Annotated in this window: 1 rRNA gene; it reads right to left on the bottom strand. The window is 52.4% G+C overall.

Annotation, left to right across the window (positions count from 1 at the left end):
• Positions 1-17 precede the first annotated feature (17 nt).
• Positions 18-2,899, bottom strand: a 23S ribosomal RNA gene (locus C7H84_RS34575).
• Positions 2,900-3,023 lie beyond the last annotated feature (124 nt).

The raw sequence follows: 3,023 nt of genomic DNA on the forward strand, positions 1-3,023 counted from the left end.
CGAGACAGACTTGTTATAGGATCAAGCCTTACGGGCAATTAGTATCAGTTAGCTGAACGCATTACTGCGCTTACACACCTGACCTATCAACGTCCTGGTCTCGAACGACCCTTCAAGGGGATCTAGTCCCCAGGGATATCTCATCTTAAGGCGAGTTTCCCGCTTAGATGCTTTCAGCGGTTATCTCTTCCGAACATAGCTACCCGGCGATGCCACTGGCGTGACAACCGGTACACCAGAGGTTCGTCCACTCCGGTCCTCTCGTACTAGGAGCAGCCCCCTTCAAATATCCAACGCCCACGGCAGATAGGGACCAAACTGTCTCACGACGTTTTAAACCCAGCTCACGTACCTCTTTAAATGGCGAACAGCCATACCCTTGGGACCGGCTACAGCCCCAGGATGAGATGAGCCGACATCGAGGTGCCAAACACCGCCGTCGATATGAACTCTTGGGCGGTATCAGCCTGTTATCCCCAGAGTACCTTTTATCCGTTGAGCGATGGCCCTTCCATACAGAACCACCGGATCACTATGACCTGCTTTCGCACCTGCTCGACTTGTCGGTCTCGCAGTTAAGCACGCTTATGCCATTGCACTATCAGCACGATTTCCGACCGTACCTAGCGTACCTTCGTACTCCTCCGTTACGCTTTGGGAGGAGACCGCCCCAGTCAAACTGCCTACCATGCACTGTCCCCGACCCGGATCACGGGCCAAGGTTAGAACCTCAAACAAACCAGGGTGGTATTTCAAGGACGGCTCCACCGAAACTAGCGTTCCGGTTTCATAGCCTCCCACCTATCCTACACAGATCGGTTCAAAGTCCAATGCAAAGCTACAGTAAAGGTTCATGGGGTCTTTCCGTCTAGCCGCGGGTAGATTGCATCATCACAAACACTTCAACTTCGCTGAGTCTCGGGAGGAGACAGTGTGGCCATCGTTACGCCATTCGTGCAGGTCGGAACTTACCCGACAAGGAATTTCGCTACCTTAGGACCGTTATAGTTACGGCCGCCGTTTACCGGGACTTCAATCAAGAGCTTGCACCCCATCATTTAATCTTCCGGCACCGGGCAGGCGTCACACCCTATACGTCCACTTTCGTGTTTGCAGAGTGCTGTGTTTTTATTAAACAGTCGCAGCCACCAGTTTATTGCAACCCCTTCACCCTCTGCCCGCAGGGGCATCAAGCTACAAGGGCGTACCTTATCCCGAAGTTACGGTACCAATTTGCCGAGTTCCTTCTCCCGAGTTCTCTCAAGCGCCTTAGAATACTCATCTCGCCCACCTGTGTCGGTTTGCGGTACGGTCATCGTTAGACTGAAGCTTAGAGGCTTTTCTTGGAACCACTTCCAATTGCTTCGCTCCCGAAGGAGCTCGCGCCACACCCTTGAATCCTGCGCCCGGATTTGCCTAAGCGCCTTCTCCAATGCAGCGACCGGGACTTCCAACACCCGGACAACCTTCCGCGATCCGTCCCCCCATCGCATCTAACAATGGTGCAGGAATATTGACCTGCTTCCCATCAGCTACGCATTTCTGCCTCGCCTTAGGGGCCGACTCACCCTACGCCGATGAACGTTGCGTAGGAAACCTTGGGCTTACGGCGAGGGGGCCTTTCACCCCCTTTATCGCTACTCATGTCAGCATTCGCACTTCCGATACCTCCAGCACGCTTTTCAACGCACCTTCGCAGGCTTACGGAACGCTCTCCTACCATGCGTGCAAAGCACGCATCCGCAGCTTCGGTATATAGCTTAGCCCCGTTACATCTTCCGCGCAGGACGACTCGATCAGTGAGCTATTACGCTTTCTTTAAAGGGTGGCTGCTTCTAAGCCAACCTCCTGACTGTTTTAGCCTTCCCACTTCGTTTCCCACTTAGCTATATTTGGGGACCTTAGCTGGCGGTCTGGGTTGTTTCCCTCTTGACACCGGACGTTAGCACCCGATGTCTGTCTCCCGTGATTGCACTCTTCGGTATTCGGAGTTTGCTATGGCGGGGTAATCTGCAATAGACCCCCCAACCATGACAGTGCTCTACCCCCGAAGGTGAGACACGAGGCACTACCTAAATAGTTTTCGGAGAGAACCAGCTATTTCCAAGTTTGTTTAGCCTTTCACCCCTATCCACAGCTCATCCCCTAACTTTTCAACGTTAGTGGGTTCGGACCTCCAGTACGTGTTACCGCACCTTCATCCTGGCCATGGATAGATCACTTGGTTTCGGGTCTACGCCCAGCAACTGAACGCCCTATTCGGACTCGCTTTCGCTACGCCTGCCCTATACGGTTAAGCTTGCTACTGAACGTAAGTCGCTGACCCATTATACAAAAGGTACGCCGTCACCCCTTACGAGGCTCCGACTGTTTGTATGCATGCGGTTTCAGGATCTATTTCACTCCCCTCCCGGGGTTCTTTTCACCTTTCCCTCACGGTACTGGTTCACTATCGGTCGATCACGAGTATTTAGCCTTGGAGGATGGTCCCCCCATCTTCAGACAGGATTTCACGTGTCCCGCCCTACTTGTCGCACACCTAGTTCTTTCATACTGTTTTCGCCTACAGGGCTATCACCTGCTATGGCCGCACTTTCCAGAGCGTTCGGCTAACAATACAAATAAAGAGTGCAAGGCTCATCCCATTTCGCTCGCCACTACTTTGGGAATCTCGGTTGATTTCTTTTCCTGCGGTTACTTAGATGTTTCAGTTCACCGCGTTCGCTTCACATGGCCTATGTATTCAGCCATGGATACTCCAAAAGGAGTGGGTTTCCCCATTCGGACATCTACGGATCAAAGCTTGTTTGCCAGCTCCCCGTAGCTTTTCGCAGGCTACCGCGTCCTTCATCGCCTGTGATCGCCAAGGCATCCACCACATGCACTTGTTCGCTTGACCCTATAACGAGTCTGTCTCTCGACAGTCGTTACAGGTTGAGTTCTCGCATTTGCCGTATTCCAATTGAGTCAAACATAGAGTTCGAATCATCTTGAGATACATCGATACAATCACAACCCGGATA

Origin of the sequence: Burkholderia sp. Nafp2/4-1b (assembly GCF_003635165.1) — a bacterium.
Classification (GTDB): Bacteria; Pseudomonadota; Gammaproteobacteria; order Burkholderiales; family Burkholderiaceae; genus Burkholderia.